Raw genomic sequence first — 14520 nt, forward strand, 5'->3', positions numbered from 1 at the left:
AGGCTGTTCCTTTCGACGGTCGGCCCCGGGGGTCGGTGGCCGCCTTCGGCGCGATCATCGCAGGGACGGGCGGCCTGCGTGAGACTGGGTGCATGTGCCGGAGTATCAAGACGCTGCGTCCGCCCGTGCTGCCCGAAGAGGCCACGGATGGGGACATTCACGCCGCCGCGCTGCAGTACGTGCGCAAGGTCTCGGGCTTCCGGGCCCCCGCCGCGCACAACCGCGAGGTCTTCGACCGGGCGGTGGAGGCCGTCGCCCGGGCCACGGCGGAGCTGCTCGGCGGGCTGGAGGTGAAGGGGCGGCGGGTGCGCGAGCGTTCCGCGGAGGACGTGGCCTAGCCCGCTGACGCCTCCTCAGGTCTTCTGTCCCGTGCGCGGAGGGCCGCTCTGTCATGCCTTCGGGAGGCGGGAGGGCGCCGTGGGGTGCCGAGAAAGGGCGCGGGGGAGCCGAGGGGGCGCCGCGGGATGGCCAAATCTTGAACTTGCAAGCATTGATTAGGTTCACCTAACCTGGGCCCCTCGTTCGGTACCGCCGACCCCCCACGGCCGGCCATCAGACGTCCCCTGGCCGGTCCGACCGACACCGAAGAGGAGACCCCTCATGTCCGCGCGCCTCGATTCCGCCCAGCCCTATGCCCTCGGGCTCTTCCGCATCGTCATCGGCCTGCTCTTCGCGGTGCACGGCGCCGCCTCGCTCTTCGGCGTCCTCGGCGGCGCCGCGGGGACGGACGGCGGCACCATCGCGGCCGGCACCTGGCCCGGCTGGTACGCGGCGGTGATCCAGCTCGTCGCCGGCGGCCTGGTGATCCTCGGCCTCGGCACCCGCGGGGCCGCGCTCATCGCCTCGGGCTCGATGGCGTACGCCTACTTCGACGTCCACCAGCGGGCCGCCCTGTGGCCCATCGAGAACGGCGGCGAGCTGCCCGCCCTCTTCTGCTGGGGGTTTCTGCTGCTGGTGTTCACCGGCTCCGGCGCCTTCGGTCTCGACCGGGTGGTCGGCCGGCGTACGGCGGCGGCGGGCGGGTCCGCCGCGGACCGGGCTCCGGTGGCGGCGGCCTGAGGCGTAGCCGCGTCGTCGCGCGTCCGTCGCACGCGCCCCCTGGGCACCCGTTGTCACACCCTCGGCGTACGCTGTATGGCTGTCGACGGGGGATCAAGGGGAGTCGTGGTGTTCGAGAGCGTGGGGGCGATCGCGGCCGGGCCGTGGATCTATGCCGTGGTGGCCCTGTCGGTGCTGCTCGACGTGTTCCTGCCGGTGCTGCCGAGCGGAGTGCTGGTGATCACGGCCGGTACGGCCGCGGCCGCCGGTTCGGGCGCGGCGGCGGGCGGTGTGCCGCACGACGTGCCGGACACCCTGGCCCTGATCCTCTCGGCGGCGACCGCCTCGGTCCTCGGTGACCTGGTGGCCTACCGGCTGGCCTGGCGGGGCGGGGAGCGGCTGGACCGGGCGATAGCCCGCTCGCGTCGGCTGACCACCGCGCAGGAACGTCTCGGCGACGCCCTCGCGCGGGGCGGCGGTGCGCTGGTCGTGCTGGCCCGCTTCGCGCCGGCGGGCCGCTCGGTCGTCTCGTTCTGTGCGGGCGCCGCCCATCGCCGCGTCCGTGACTTCCTGCCCTGGTCCGCCCTGGCCGGGCTGTGCTGGGCCGCGTACAGCGTCGCCCTCGGTTACTACGGCGCCCAGTGGCTGGGTGCGACCTGGGTGGCCACGGGTGTCTCGGTGGCCGCGCTGTTCGCGGCCGGTGCGGCGGCGGGCTTCCTGATGCGCCGCCGCCCGGTCTCCTGACGTGATCCTGGCCGCCGGCCGCGTCGGCTCCCCAGTGGACCGCGGGGAGTCGTACGACCGGCGTACGGCGGGCGCGGGGTTCCGCGCCGGCCGTCGGTTCGCTGCCGGCCGGCCGGGGGTCAGCAGCTCGCCAGGTAGTTGGTCAGGGCGCTCTTCTCGGCGGAGTCGACCGAGAGGTTGTAGTAGTACTTCACCTGCACCCAGGCGCGGACGTAGGTGCACCGGTACGCGGTCCGCGACGGCATCCAGGTGGCCGGGTCCTGGTCGCCCTTCGCCTGGTTCACGTTGTCGGTGACGGCGAGGAGCTGGGGCCGGGTGACGTCGTTGGCGAAGGCCTGGCGCTGGGCGGTGGTCCACTTGCTCGCGCCGGAGTCCCAGGCCTCGGCGAGGGGGACGAGGTGGTCGATGTCGACGTCGGAGGCGGCGGTCCAGGTGGCGCCGTCGTACGGCGAGTACCAGCTGCCGCTCTGGGCGGCGCAGGCGGAGTCGGTGACGACGTTCGTGCCGTCGCGCTTGAGGATGTACTCGCGGGTGTTGCAGGTGCCGCTGATGGTGATCCAGGTCGGGAACAGGTCGCGGTTGTAGCCGGTGCGGTTCTCGGTGGCCACGGTGAGCTGGGCGAGGTAGCCGCGGGCCGTGGCGCCGCTGACCGGGGTGGGCAGGGCGGCCGAGGCGCTCGGAGAGTTGAAGAGGGCGGCGGAGGCTATCAGGCCGGTGAGGGTGGCGAGTATGCTCAGACGTCGACGCGCGTAGAGTTTCGGCATGCGAACTCCCTTGTGGGGTGGGGGTGTTGGGGCGCGAGCGAGGGAATGCTCGCGAGGCCGTGTTGCCGGAGGGTGAGCGCTCGGTTAGAAACTAGTGACGTGTTCATGTCACTACAAGGTTTGGGGCGCAACTTTCGCGTCCCGTACTATGGGTCGCGCAGAAGGGGAGTAGCTCTTCGCCGGACCGTCGACATACTGCTCAGCGAGCCTGAGCCGGCGCCCGGAGGCGGACCTCGAGCAGGCCGCCAGCGAGACCTTCGGCAAGCAGTGCACGCCCGTGCCCCGGCACGGGCGCCGAGTGCGCTGCCGTGCCGAGGTGTTGTCGCGTGATGTACCGCACTCTCGGTGGGGCAGCCCCGACCGATTGAGGGACCTTGATCAGCATCACCGTGACGGCGCTCGTCTTCGGCGTCATCTTTCTCGCCGAACTGCCGGACAAGACCGCGCTCGCCGGTCTCGTCCTCGGCACGCGCTACCGCGCCTCGTACGTCTTCGCGGGCGTCGCCGCCGCCTTCCTGCTGCACGTGGTGCTCGCCGTCGCGGCGGGCAGCGTGCTGACCCTGCTGCCGCAGCAGATCGTGCACGCGCTCACCGGTGTCCTCTTCCTCGGTGGCGCCGCGGTGCTCCTGCTGAAGAAGGACGAGGGCGAGGAGGAGATCAAGAAGCCCGCCGACCAGTCCTTCTGGAAGGTCGCGGGCACGGGCTTCATGCTCATCCTGGTCGCCGAGTTCGGTGACCTCACGCAGATCATGACGGCCAACCTGGCCGCCCGTTACGACGACCCGATCTCCGTCGGTCTCGGCGCCGTGCTCGGCCTGTGGGCCGTCGCCGGTCTCGGCATCGTGGGCGGGAAGGCCCTGATGCGCCGGGTGCCGCTGCGGCTGATCACGCAGATCGCGGCCCTGCTGATGCTGGGTCTCGGCGTGTGGAGCCTCTACGAGGCCGTGGCGGGCTGATCCGCGAGGCGGTGGCGGCCGAGCTGAACGCTGGGTGAACCCTTCCGGGGGGCGGTGGCGCAAGCCGCTCCCGGTTTTGTACCGTAGAGAAACAAAGTGGCTCCCGCCCGTTCTCCCTGACCGGCGGGCGGGGCCGCCTTGTCCCCTCCGGAACCCCGGGGGCCCAGGGGGGCCGACCGTACGACCCTCGCCCGTGCTTGGAGCTGCCGATGCCGGCCACCGCCACGCCCACCGTCCTCACCGCCCGTGCCCTCCTGCTCGACATGGACGGCACCCTCGTCAACTCCGACGCCGTGGTCGAGCGCATCTGGCGGCGCTGGGCCGAGCGGCACGGACTGGACGGCGACGAGGTGATGAAGGTCGTGCACGGCAGGCAGGGGCACGCCTCCATGGCCGTGCTGCTGCCCGAGCGGCCCGTGGCGCAGAACCTCGCCGACAACGCCCGCATGCTCGCGGAGGAGACGGCCGACATGGATGGCGTGGTCGAGGTTCCCGGCGCGGGTGTCTTCCTCGCCGCCCTGCGCGCTCTCCCGCACGCCCTGGTGACCTCCGCCGACGTCGCCCTGTCCACCGCCCGCATGAACGCGGCCGGGCTGCCCCTGCCCGACGTCCGGATCACCGCGGAGTCGGTCGGCGCGAGCAAGCCCGACCCCGAGGGCTTCCTGAAGGGCGCCGCCGAGCTGGGCGTCGATCCGGCCGACTGCGTCGTGTTCGAGGATTCCGGCGCCGGTATCGCGGCGGGGCGCGCCGCGGGGATGCGGGTGGTGGGCGTCGGTCCGCGCGCCGGTGTCCACGGGCCCGACGTCGTGGTGCCCGACCTCACGCGGGTGAGCGTCGAGGGGGCGGCCGACGGGACGATCCTGCTGCGCGTCGGCTGACGGCAGCGGTCCGTACGCCTACGGCTCCGACGTCTCCGCCTCCAGGCTCGCCCGGGTCGGCGGACCGTAGACCCCGAAGTCGTCGCCGGAGATGCCCCGGGCCAGCTGGTAGGTGCGCACGCCGTTCTCGACGGGACGGGTGTAGACGCCGTCGATCTCGCCGACGTAGAGGTTCAACTGCCTCAGCCGCTGTTGGAGTTCGGTGACCTCGGGGCCCTTGTCGCCGAGCCGCAGCACCGGGCCGGGGTCCGGGGTGTCCAGCGGGCTCGCGGAGAACGTCGCGGCCGTCTCCGAGGGGGAGGCGGAAGCGGACGCGCCGTGGGACGCGGACGGACTGGGCGACGGCGACGGCGAGCCCGACGGGCTGCTCGACGAGGGCGAAGGGGAAGCGGCCCGCGAGGGCGAGCGGGGCGCGACCGGCGCACCGGTCGCCGTCGTGGACGCCGGGCCCGGTGTGGTGACGTCCGGGACGCCCTGCCTGACCTCCTCGGCCGCCTGGTCCCGGGACGGGGCGTGGTACGAGAACACCCCGCTCGCCAATCCGGCCGCCGCCACGACCGCCACGCCCGCACCGGCGACCACCGCCGGCACCGTGCGCCGCGACCGCCGCCGCCCGTTCTCTCCCCGTCCGCCGGAGGCCACCGGTCCGGCTGCCCCGCCCGCCGCGGAACTCCGAGCACTGTCCGCGCCGTCCTCGGCCGCCCCGCCGCCCGCGGGCCCCCGAGAGCCGACCGTCCATGCGTCGCCGGGCTGTGCTGTCGCGGAGGTGCGAGCCGTGGACGTCCGGGGTTCGGTGGTCTCGGCCGGGCTCGGCCCATGGATTCCGGTCGGAGGGGCCGCGCCGTCGGCGCCGCCCGGCCCGCCGGCTGTCGACGCCCGAGCGCCGCCCGCCCCGGCGCCGCCCGGCCCGTCGGCCCCGGATCCTCGCGGAGCGGTCGGGCCGACTTCGCCGGGCTGTGCCGTTGTCGAGGTCCGAGCGTCGGCCGTGCCGGGTCCGCCCGTCCCGGGCTCCCGGGGAGTGCTCGGGTGGGCGCCGGTGGGCGGTGGTGCGGTGGTCCCGGCCTCCGGGACCGGGCGGGGCTCCGCGTCCGGCGGCGGTCCGGGACGAGTGCCCGTCCCCGGAGCGGGCGACGCGTGCGACGGGGACGGCTCGGAGTGCTGCGCGGCGACGGGCGAGGACGGCTCGCCGCACGTCCGGGTGCCGGGCCGCCGCCCGGGCTCCTCCGTGCTCCCCGGAGCGCCGGACGACCCCGCGTCCGCACCCGGCGTCGCGCGTCCTCCGGCCGGGCGCGGCCTCTCCACGTCGATGTAGGGACGTATCCGCAAGGGGTCGAAGTCCTCGGCCGCCGCCGCTTCGGCCGAGCGGGCCTCGTGGAGGGCCTCGGCCGTCCGCTCGGTGCAGTCGCAGGTCGGGGTGCGGTCGGGGCCCCTGGGCGCCCCGCACTCCGGGCAGGTGCGGCCCTCGGAATCAGTCACGCGTTCGTCCCCTCCCCTCACGAAATTCAGAGACTATGCGGATCTCCTTCACATCCGCAGGACTCAACAGGCCATAAACGGTGACACCGCTCACGATGGAAGAGGTGCACCGAGCCCCGGGAGGTCTCCATGGCCCTGGACACGCACGGCGCGGCGAAGGACGCGAAGGAGAGCGAACACGTTCAGGGCAGCGTGTTCGTCCCGATCGGCGCCCTCCTGCTCGGCCTGCTGCTCGCCGCGCTCGACCAGACGATCGTGTCGACGGCGCTGCCCACCATCGTCAGTGACCTCGGTGGACTGGAGCACCTGTCCTGGGTGGTCACCGCCTATCTGCTGGCCGCGACCGCCGCCACCCCGCTGTGGGGCAAACTCGGCGACCAGTACGGCCGCAAGCGGCTGTTCCAGACGGCCATCGTGATCTTCCTGATCGGCTCGGCGCTGTGCGGCATGGCGCAGGACATGCCGCAGCTCATCGCCTTCCGGGCGCTGCAGGGCCTGGGCGGCGGCGGGCTGATGGTGCTGTCCATGGCGATCGTCGGGGACCTCGTGCCGCCCCGGGAACGGGGGCGCTACCAGGGGCTGTTCGGTGCCGTGTTCGGCGCGACCAGTGTGCTGGGACCGCTGCTCGGCGGGCTGCTCACCGAGCATCTGAGCTGGCGCTGGGTGTTCTACGTCAACCTGCCGGTCGGTATCGTCGCGCTCGCGGTGATCGCCGCCGCCCTGCACATCCCGCGCCGCACCTCCCACCACGTCATCGACTACCTCGGCACGTTCCTGATCGCCGCCGTCGCCACCTGCCTGGTGCTCGTGGCCTCCCTCGGCGGTACGACGTGGGCGTGGGGCTCGGCGCAGATCATCGGGCTGTGCGTGCTGGGCGTCCTGCTCGCCGTGGCGTTCGTCGCCGTGGAGCGGCGGGCCGCCGAACCGGTGCTGCCGCTGAAGCTGTTCGGCGTCCGCACCTTCACTCTCGCCGCCGTCATCAGCTTCATCGTCGGCTTCGCCATGTTCGGCGCGATGACCTATCTGCCGACCTTCCTCCAGGTGGTGCACGGCATCTCGCCCACCCTGTCCGGCGTGCACATGCTTCCCATGGTGATCGGGCTGCTGCTGTCCTCCACGGTGTCCGGGCAGATCGTCAGCCGCACCGGCCGCTGGAAGGTCTTCCCGCTGACCGGCACCGCCGTCACCGCCATCGGCCTGCTCCTGCTGCACCGGCTGGACGAGCACAGCTCCACCACCGAGATGAGCGTGTACTTCCTCGTCTTCGGCCTTGGACTCGGCCTGGTCATGCAGGTCCTGGTGCTCATCGTGCAGAACGCCGTCTCCTACGAGGACCTGGGCGTCGCCACCTCCGGCGCCACCTTCTTCCGGTCCATCGGCGCCTCCTTCGGCGTCGCCATCTTCGGCACGGTCTTCGCGAGCCGCCTCGGCGACAAGCTCGCCGCCGCCTTGCGCGGGATCAACCTGCCGCCCGGCGTCGGCGCGACCACGCTGGAGTCCGACCCGCGGGGCATCGCCACGCTGCCGCCCGCGCTGCGCCCGGCCGCCCTGCACGCCTACGCGTCCGCCATCAGCGACGTCTTCCTGTACGCCGCACCCGTGGCCGCCGTCGGCTTCCTGCTGGCCTGGTTCCTGAAGGAGGACCGGCTGCGCGGCTCGGTCACCGCGCCGGACGTCTCCGAGACCATCCCGCCCAACCCGGTCCAGCGCTCCTCGTACGACGAGGTGTGCCGCGCCCTGTCACTGCTCGGCACCCGCGAGGGCCGCCAGGAGATCTACCGGAAGATCACCGAACGGGCCGGTTACGACCTGCTGCCCGAGTCCGGCTGGCTGCTGCTGCGCGTCCGCAGGTACGGCTCCGTCGAACCCGGTGTGCTCGCCGAGCGCTGCCCGGTCCCGCTCCAGGTGGTCATGGCCGCCGCCCGCCAGGTGGAGGGGCGGCACCTGGCCCGCCGCGAGGGCCTGGACCTGGTGCTGACCGACAGCGGACGCGAGGTCGCCGAACGGCTCGCCCGGGCCCGTGAGGACTCCCTGGCCGAGCTGCTGGGCGACTGGTGGCAGCCGGGCCGCTCGACCGACCTGAGCCGGCTGGTCAGGGAACTCACCGGTGAACTGTGCGGCGCCGAGCGGGAACGCCCGCACGACACCAGGGTCACCACGAGCGGGTGACCGGCTCCGGTGTCCCCAGCTCCTTGCGGAACCAGTGCTCGGCGTAGACGTCGTCGTTGTGCGGACCGGTCTCGGTGTAGCCGAGGCGGGCGTACAGCGCGCGGGCCTCGACCAGGTCGGAGCGGGTGTCGAGGACGATCCGCCGGGCTCCGAGGGCGCGGGCGGCCTCCTCGGCGGCCGCCACGAGCGGCGCGGCCCCGCCGGTGCCGCGCCGTCCCTCCAGCACGAACACCCGGGTGAGTTCCGCCGTGTCCGGGTCCAGCAGCCGTACGCCCGCCGAGCCGGCCGGCTCCCCGTCGTACCGGCCGATCAGCAACCGGCCCCGCGGCGGCCCCAGTTCGGACCCGGTGTGCGCGGCGATCTCCCGCTCCAGCTCGTCCGGGTCGGTGCGGCGCCCCTCGTGCAGCAGGTACCAGCGATCGCTGACCTCGGTGTAGTACGCCCGCCACAGCGCGGCGGCGGCCGGGGAGTCGTACGGTTCCGGTGCGATCGTCCAGGTCATGGCGGCCATTCTGGGGCGCCGGCGCGCACCCCGCGCAACCGGATATGCGGGACCGGCGCGGGGAGGGCCGGGCGCGGTCCGCGGTGCAACACCCGTCGTTTGTCGGGCCACTTCCGGGTCACACGAAGGGAGAACCGGCCAGCGGGGCCGGTCCGACCCGGAAGGGAACCATGTCCACAGGTCTGATCATTCTGTTGATCGTGATCGCGGCGGTCGTGGTCGTCGGCACGGCCCTGGTCCTCGGCCGCGGGCGGCGCGGCGGCGCGAGTCTCAAGCGGCGCTTCGGGCCCGAGTACGAGCGGACCGTGGCCCGGCACGACGGCGACACCAAGGCCGCCGAACGGGAACTGACCGAGCGCGTCGAGCGCCACGGCGACCTGCGGGAGCGGCCGTTGGGCGAGGACGAGCGCGAGCGGTACGCGGCCCGCTGGACGGCCGTGCAGGAACACTTCGTCGAGTCGCCGCGCGGTGCGGTGGCCGAGGCCGACCGGTTGCTCGCCGAGCTCGCCGCCGACCGCGGGTACCCCGACGGCGAGCGCTACGAGGAGCAGCTCGCCGCGCTCTCCGTGCACCACGCCGGCCACGTCGACGGCTACCGGCAGGTGCACCGGATGTCCCGCACCGGCGCGGACGGCGGTGCGAGCGGGAACGACGCCGGCACCGAGGAACTGCGGACGGCCCTGATGGGCGCCCGCGCCCTCTTCGACGAACTGACCAGCTCCCACGCGGACAGCGGCCGCCACCGTGCGCCCGCCGCCTCGGCGACGCAGCCGGCCGGGACGCCGGGCCATGCGCACGCCCGCTCCCACACCCCGTGGGCGCTGCACCGGAGCCGACCGAAGGAGAGTTGAGCGTCATGAAGGACACGACGACCGGCCCCGGCGACGAGCGCCACTCCGCCGGACGCCTCACCCGACCGCGGCACGACGAGCGGACCCCGGACGGCCGCACCCCGGCCGATCCCCGGTCGGAGAAGCACCTGACCGGCGAACCGGCCCCCGATGGGAGCGCGGACGGCCGCCTCCCCGGCTCCACCGGCCCCGGCGGCACGGGCACGGCCGGCGACGACCGGGCCCCGGCCGCCGCCACCTCCCCGGCCGGCGACCGGTCGGCGGACCCCGCGGCACAGCCGCTGCCCGGGCACGGCTCGGCGCACGGTTCCGAGGGGCTGCGGCCGGGCACGGAGGGTCTGGGCGCGGAGACGCCCGGCAAGGCCACCCGTACCGCGACCGAGAGCGTCGGAGAGAGCACCACCGCCCCCTCCGGGGTGGGCGCGCCGCTGCTCGCGGACGAGGAGGCGGACCGCTGGGAGCAGCGGATGCACCAGGTGCTCGCCGGGTTCGTGGAGGAGCCGCGGACGGCCGTCGAGGAGGCCGACCGGGCGCTGGAGGAGATCGCCGAGCGGTTCACCGAGGCCGTGACCCGGCGCCGCCGCACCCTGCGCACGTCCTGGCAGGGCGGCGAGCGCACCGACGGACACGGTCCCGCCGCCGCTGCCGACACCGAGCAGCTGCGGCTGGCCCTGCGCGACTACCGGGAGCTGGCCGGGCGCCTGCTACACGTCTGACGGACCCGGCACCTCACCCGTGGCGGCAGCCCTGCGCTGCCGCCACTCGCGTACGACCTCCTCGACGTCGTACGGCTTCTTCCCCAGCGGGGGGCCGGGCGGCGGCTTGAACATCATGTCGCGGATCCTGACGTTGACGTCCTCGACGATCTTCCGCGCGATCCGCTCCGACGGCGCCGCGTACGCCGCGACGAGCGCGTCCTCGGCCTCCTTGCGCAGAGCGAGGGCGGGCGGCAGCACGGCCAGCCCCTCGCGGGCCATCTTCCGTTTGACCCACCACAGTTCGTCGTAACCGGACTCGAGCTCGGGGGGCAGTGGCTCGCCCGCCCCCGGCAGCCGCTCGAACTCCCCGCGCGCCTGAGCGTCGCGGATCTGCTTGTCCACCCAGGACTCGAACGGGACGCCCGGTGGCTTTCGCTCGGTCATGAGCCCATTGTGCCGGACGCGGCCCGGCCGAGCGTTTTATCATTCGGCGGCGGTACGGCGATCCGGCCACCGCACCATGACGTACGGACGCTGCGGCCGCGCCACAGCTTCAGGGGGAACAGGCGTGCTCGAACTCACCATGGCCACCGTCTCCGGCGAGGACGCCGGCGCCACCGCAGGCATGACGATGGCCGACGCGCCCTCCGAGCCGGGGGCCGCGCTGCGGGTCGGCCGCGACGCCTCCGTGTGCCGGCTGGTCACCCCCGACGACTGGCTCTTCATCTCCCGGGTCCACCTGGAGTTCCTGTGCGGCGCCGACGGCGCCTGGCAGCTGACCTGGCTGCGCGGCTCGCAGGCCGACCCGGCGTCCGAGGTGCGGGTGATCGTCGGGGAGTACACCCAGCCCCTCGTCTACGGCGGGAGCGTCGTCCTGCCGCACGGCGGGTCCGGCGAGATCGTCGTCCAGGACCGCACCGCGCCGCGCAGTGTCAACGTCGGCTTCTACCACGAGGCGTGAACCCCGGCCGGGTTCAGCCGAGTACCCGGGCCAGCGCGAAGCCGTCGTAGCCCTTGCTGCCGACCGTCTGGACCGCCGCGCCGCTCAGCCTCGGATGGGTCGCGATCAGGTCGATCGCGGCCCGGGTGCCGACCACGTCCGGCTCGGTGCTGGCCGCGTCGACGACCCGGCCGCCGCGCACCACGTTGTCCACGACGATCAGGCTGCCGGCGCGGGTCAGGCGCAGCGCCCACTCCACGTAGTGGCCGTTGTTGGCCTTGTCGGCGTCGATGAAGACCAGGTCGAAGGGGGCCGGGTTCTCGTCGGCGAGCTTGGGCAGCGACTCCAGGGCCGGGCCCACCCGTACCTCCGCGATCCGCTCCAGGCCCGCCCGCGCGAGGTTCCGGGTGGCCACCTCGGCGTGCTTGGCGCTGTACTCCAGCGAGATCAGCCGGCCGTCCTCGGGCAGCGCGCGGGCCAGCCAGATCGTGCTGTACCCGGCGAGCGTGCCGATCTCCAGGATGGTGCGCGCGCCCTGCACCTGCGCGAGGAGCTGCAGGAACTTGCCCTGGGCGGCCGTGATCCCGATGGACGGCAGCCCGGCGGCCTCACTGTCCGCCAGCGCCAGCTGGAGCGCCTCGTCGTCGGGGGAGAGGTGGCTGATGAAGTAGTCGTCGACGTCGTCCCAGAGCTGCGACCCGCTCATGCGTCTGCTGCCTTTCCGGAGTGTCTTCCCGAGGCTGTTCGGACCTGCCCAGGTCGATGATCTCAGCCGAGCGGCGCGGACGGGGCGACCGGCGGCGGTGGCTGCACGGGCGGCGGCGCAGTCACCGGCCGCCGCGCGTGCCGTACGACGGCCACGGCGACGGCCGCGACCACCATGAGCAGGCCGCCCCCGACCGTCAGCAGCCAGGCCGGGATCCCGGCGATCCGGCGCAGCTCGCCGTCGACGATCACCTGCCGGACCGGGGTGTCGGCGGCGGCACGGCGCAGTTCGTGGTCGCCGGAGATGCGTGCGGGGTCGGGGAACCGCTGAGTGAACGCCGTCAGGTAGGGCGTGCCGGCGGACAGCTCGCCCAGGGCGCCGTCGTGCGGGGCGAGCCTGCCCGCGAAGACCACCCGGGGCGGTGCCCCGCCGATCGCCGTGCTGGTCTCCATGCGGTGCGCGGCCAGGACGTACAGGCCGAGCGACTGCGGGGTGCGGGCCAGGCGGGACAGCCGCATCGGGTAGACGGGCCGGCCGGCGTCGAAGGTGAGGTGCAGCGGGTCCAGGGCACCGTGCAGCGGGGTGCCGCCGGCGCGGGGGGCGAGCCGGACGGCGACGTACTCCCAGTGCCGGTCGACGTACGGCCGCAGCGCGGTCTTCAGCCGGGCCGGCAGGGAGAAGCCGTGACGGTGCAGCCAGTCGCCCAGGGCGGCCGGGTCGGTGGCGGTCAGCCGGGCCACGTCGAACGGCCCGAGCCGCTGCCGGCCGACCACCGAGACACCGCCCGCGGCGGGGAGCGCGCCGTCGGCGGCCAGGTCACGGCCGTCGAACGGCCAGTCCCCGGTCCCCGGCCAGAAGTGGTAGCGGGTGCGGTGCACGGGGGCGACGGCCTGGGCGAGCTGGTCGAAGAGGGCCGCGTCGCCCAGCCGGACGGTCGCCCGGTGCGGAACCGGCATGATCCAGGCGGCGTGCGCGGCGTCGCCGTCCACCGTCAGCCGCATGACGATCTGTTCGCGCCGGCCGTCCCAGCGCAGGACGGACTGCTCGTCGGACACGGCGATCCGCCGGGACGCATCCGGGATCATCGCGCCGCATCCGCAGGCGTACGCGGGGGCGATGAACCAGCTCAACTGGATGCCGAGCAGGGCGAGAACGGCGACGAGTATCCGGGCACGAGTCACAGCGCTACAGACGGTGCGCGTGGGGGAACGGTTCCGGCCCGTCCGACGACGACGGGCCCGCGGCCGGGGTACGGCCACGAGCCCGAAAAACGCTCGTCGTTGCCTACCGCTGTTCCACGGACGGCGCCGAGCCGGGCAGCGGACGGCCCGCCGACTCCGACATGCGCCACACCGCGAACCCGCCCACGACGGCCGCGGCCATCATGTAGTACGCGGGCATCATCATGTTGCCCGTCGCGCCGATCAGCGCGGTGACCACCAGCGGAGTCGTACCGCCGAACAGCGACACGGACACGTTGAAGCCGATGGACAGGGAGCCGTAGCGCACCCGGGTCGGGAAGAGCGCCGGCAGCGCGGCCGGCATGGCCGCGGTGAAGCAGACCAGCAGCAGACCGAGCGCGCCCATGCCGAGCGCGACCGCGACCAGGCTGCCCTGGCGGATCAGCAGGATCGCCGGGACGGACAGGAGCAGGAAGCCCGCACAGCCGGCCGCGATCACCGGACGGCGGCCCACCCGGTCGGTCAGGGCGCCCGCGAACGGCTGGACGATCATCATCAGCGCCATCACACCGAGCACGACCAGCAGCCCGTGCGTCTCGTCGTACTTCAGCTCGCTGGTGAGGTAGCTCGGCATGTACGACAGCAGCATGTAGTCGGTGACGTTGAAGACCAGCACCAGGCCCATGCACAGCAGCAGCGCCTTCCACTGGCCCGCCACCATCTCGCGCAGCGGCACCTTCGGCCGGGAGGCCTCCGCCTTCTCGACCTCCGCCGCGAACGCCGGGGTCTCCTCCAGCCGCATCCGCAGGTAGAGGCCGATGATGCCCATCGGGCCCGCGATCAGGAACGGGATGCGCCAGCCCCAGGAGAGCAGGTCGTCCGTGGACAGCAGCGCCGTCATCAGGGTGACCAGGCCCGCGCCGCCGATGTAACCGGCGAGCGTGCCGAACTCCAGCCAGCTGCCGAAGAAGCCGCGCTTCTTGTCCGGCGCGTACTCGGCGATGAACGTCGAGGCGCCCGCGTACTCGCCGCCGGTGGAGAAGCCCTGCACCAGCCGGGCGGCCAGCAGGAGCAGCGGCGCGCCGACGCCGATCGTCGCGTACGACGGGATCAGGCCGATGGCGAACGTGCCCGCCGCCATCGTGATCATCGTGAGGGCGAGCACCTTCTGGCGGCCCACGCGGTCGCCCAGCGGACCGAAGACCATGCCGCCCAGCGGGCGGACGAGGAAGGCCGCGGCGAAGGCGCCGAACGTCGACAACAGCTGGGCGGTCGGGTTGCCCGAAGGAAAGAAGACCTTGCCCAGGGTGACCGCGATGTAGCTGTAGACACCGAAGTCGAACCACTCCATCGCGTTGCCGAGCGCGGCCGCCTTCACGGCGCGCTTGACCAGCGCGGGGTCGGTGACGGTGACGTCCTGGGCGTTGCGGGCCCGGGGGATCTTCAGGGACGGGGAGACGGCTGTGACGGTCGCCAAAACGAGGCTCGCCTACCTTTCGACGGGGACAGGTACGCGGCCCGGACGGCGGCGATGACGTGCGACGGGCCGAAAATCGACCATAGGCCGACTTGCGCCCCTTACGTCGTGTATGCACATCGATGCATAGTGCAGCTAAA

General features: G+C 73.4%; 17 protein-coding genes. 10 read left to right on the forward strand and 7 right to left on the reverse strand.

Translation table 11 applies throughout. From position 1 onward, the window contains the following. Positions 1-92 precede the first annotated feature (92 nt). The 3 genes from BLW57_RS26790 to BLW57_RS26800 all read left to right on the forward strand — a co-directional run bounded on the left by BLW57_RS26790 (position 93) and on the right by BLW57_RS26800 (position 1782). The gene (locus BLW57_RS26790) at positions 93-338 is read left to right on the forward strand and encodes a DUF2277 domain-containing protein (protein WP_093480900.1); all 246 of its coding nucleotides are present in this window, start codon (positions 93-95) and stop codon (positions 336-338) included. A gap of 262 nt (positions 339-600) precedes the next feature. Then, positions 601-1059, forward strand: a complete 459-nt coding sequence (locus BLW57_RS26795; protein ID WP_093477982.1) for a DoxX family protein — start codon at positions 601-603, stop codon at positions 1057-1059. A 108-nt stretch (positions 1060-1167) separates the two neighbouring features. Beyond that, positions 1168-1782, forward strand: coding sequence for a DedA family protein (locus BLW57_RS26800; RefSeq protein ID WP_256339848.1), 615 nt, complete (start codon positions 1168-1170; stop codon positions 1780-1782). Positions 1783-1901: 119 nt separating this feature from the next. Here the strand turns inward: BLW57_RS26800 and BLW57_RS26805 are convergent, their stop codons facing one another. After that, complete coding sequence (locus BLW57_RS26805) at positions 1902-2546, reverse strand: HNH endonuclease family protein (RefSeq protein WP_093477986.1); 645 nt, start codon at positions 2544-2546, stop codon at positions 1902-1904. A 374-nt stretch (positions 2547-2920) separates the two neighbouring features. Here BLW57_RS26805 and BLW57_RS26810 point away from each other — a divergent pair, with 374 nt between their 5' ends. Together BLW57_RS26810 and BLW57_RS26815 are read left to right on the forward strand one after the other, a co-directional pair. Continuing rightward, positions 2921-3502, forward strand: a complete 582-nt coding sequence (locus tag BLW57_RS26810) for a TMEM165/GDT1 family protein (RefSeq protein WP_093477987.1) — start codon at positions 2921-2923, stop codon at positions 3500-3502. Between the two features lie 209 nt (positions 3503-3711). Further along, positions 3712-4380: an HAD-IA family hydrolase gene (locus tag BLW57_RS26815; protein WP_093477989.1), complete on the forward strand. Its 669-nt coding sequence runs from the start codon at positions 3712-3714 to the stop codon at positions 4378-4380. 18 nt (positions 4381-4398) lie between these two features. Here the strand turns inward: BLW57_RS26815 and BLW57_RS42535 are convergent, their stop codons facing one another. Beyond that, a complete protein-coding gene (locus BLW57_RS42535; RefSeq protein WP_256339597.1) occupies positions 4399-4617 on the reverse strand; it encodes a peptidoglycan-binding domain-containing protein in 219 nt (72 codons plus the stop codon). Between the two features lie 16 nt (positions 4618-4633). On the opposite strand from BLW57_RS42535, the gene BLW57_RS42540 reads away from it, so the two are divergent. Both BLW57_RS42540 and BLW57_RS26830 read left to right on the forward strand, forming a co-directional pair. Next, on the forward strand, positions 4634-5692 hold the full coding sequence (locus tag BLW57_RS42540; RefSeq protein WP_256339598.1) for a hypothetical protein: 1059 nt from the start codon (positions 4634-4636) through the stop codon (positions 5690-5692). Positions 5693-5985: 293 nt separating this feature from the next. Next, complete coding sequence (locus BLW57_RS26830) at positions 5986-8025, forward strand: MDR family MFS transporter (RefSeq protein WP_093477991.1); 2040 nt, start codon at positions 5986-5988, stop codon at positions 8023-8025. Here BLW57_RS26830 and BLW57_RS26835 read toward each other — a convergent pair. Further along, positions 8009-8527 carry a GNAT family N-acetyltransferase gene (locus tag BLW57_RS26835; protein WP_176985731.1) on the reverse strand — a complete coding sequence of 173 codons (519 nt, stop codon included), beginning with the start codon at positions 8525-8527 and terminating at the stop codon, positions 8009-8011. The genes BLW57_RS26830 and BLW57_RS26835 overlap by 17 nt on opposite strands. Before the next feature lie 170 nt (positions 8528-8697). Between BLW57_RS26835 and BLW57_RS26840 the strand changes: the two genes are divergently transcribed. Further along, entirely contained in the window at positions 8698-9378 is a 681-nt protein-coding gene (locus BLW57_RS26840; RefSeq protein WP_093477994.1) for a hypothetical protein, read from the forward strand. Between the two features lie 5 nt (positions 9379-9383). Further along, positions 9384-10094 carry a hypothetical protein gene (locus BLW57_RS42545; protein WP_256339599.1) on the forward strand — a complete coding sequence of 237 codons (711 nt, stop codon included), beginning with the start codon at positions 9384-9386 and terminating at the stop codon, positions 10092-10094. Here the strand turns inward: BLW57_RS42545 and BLW57_RS26850 are convergent. Further along, complete coding sequence (locus BLW57_RS26850) at positions 10083-10520, reverse strand: DnaJ family domain-containing protein (RefSeq protein WP_093477995.1); 438 nt, start codon at positions 10518-10520, stop codon at positions 10083-10085. The genes BLW57_RS42545 and BLW57_RS26850 overlap by 12 nt on opposite strands. A 124-nt stretch (positions 10521-10644) precedes the next feature. Here BLW57_RS26850 and BLW57_RS26855 point away from each other — a divergent pair, with 124 nt between their 5' ends. Continuing rightward, positions 10645-11037, forward strand: coding sequence for a hypothetical protein (locus BLW57_RS26855; protein WP_073893526.1), 393 nt, complete (start codon positions 10645-10647; stop codon positions 11035-11037). A gap of 13 nt (positions 11038-11050) precedes the next feature. On the opposite strand, the gene BLW57_RS26860 is transcribed toward BLW57_RS26855, so the two are convergent. From BLW57_RS26860 to proP, 3 genes are all read right to left on the reverse strand, one after another. Continuing rightward, positions 11051-11722, reverse strand: a complete 672-nt coding sequence (locus BLW57_RS26860) for an O-methyltransferase (RefSeq protein WP_093477997.1) — start codon at positions 11720-11722, stop codon at positions 11051-11053. A 62-nt stretch (positions 11723-11784) separates the two neighbouring features. Next, on the reverse strand, positions 11785-12903 hold the full coding sequence (locus BLW57_RS26865) for a DUF2330 domain-containing protein (RefSeq protein ID WP_256339600.1): 1119 nt from the start codon (positions 12901-12903) through the stop codon (positions 11785-11787). Between the two features lie 103 nt (positions 12904-13006). Continuing rightward, a complete protein-coding gene (proP, locus tag BLW57_RS26870; protein ID WP_093477999.1) occupies positions 13007-14380 on the reverse strand; it encodes a glycine betaine/L-proline transporter ProP in 1374 nt (457 codons plus the stop codon). Positions 14381-14520: the final 140 nt, after the last annotated feature.

It is taken from the genome of Streptomyces sp. 1222.5 (assembly GCF_900105245.1).
GTDB lineage: Bacteria > Actinomycetota > Actinomycetes > Streptomycetales > Streptomycetaceae > Streptomyces > Streptomyces albidocamelliae.